The following is a 255-nucleotide window of genomic DNA, read 5'->3' on the forward strand; positions in this document are numbered from 1 at the left end:
TTCTGGTGGTCGGGATAATGAACAAATTCCAGACCCTTCCAGTCGTGGTTGACGAAGCCTCGACTGCCATCCAGATAATCGTGGGAGTGCCCACCGATGCCGTACTCCTTTGCCAGTGCTTTGGCACGGAGTTTGCGGTCAGGCTGGGTCTGGTACAGCGCAATAATGCGCTGTTTGCCGCCTGTAAACCCTGAACCATGCCGCCGCAGCTCGTTCTCAATTTCAGCCTGCGACAAAACAAAAGCGGAGGGCGTT

General features: G+C 55.3%; 1 protein-coding gene. It reads right to left on the reverse strand.

Translation table 11 applies throughout. From position 1 onward, the window contains the following. On the reverse strand, nucleotides 1-255 hold a 255-nt coding region (locus P0G09_RS20995), incomplete at both ends, for a hypothetical protein (RefSeq protein ID WP_275253629.1).

The organism is Faecalibacterium sp. DFI.5.82 (assembly GCF_029076575.1).
GTDB classification, from domain to species: domain Bacteria; phylum Bacillota; class Clostridia; order Oscillospirales; family Ruminococcaceae; genus Faecalibacterium; species Faecalibacterium duncaniae.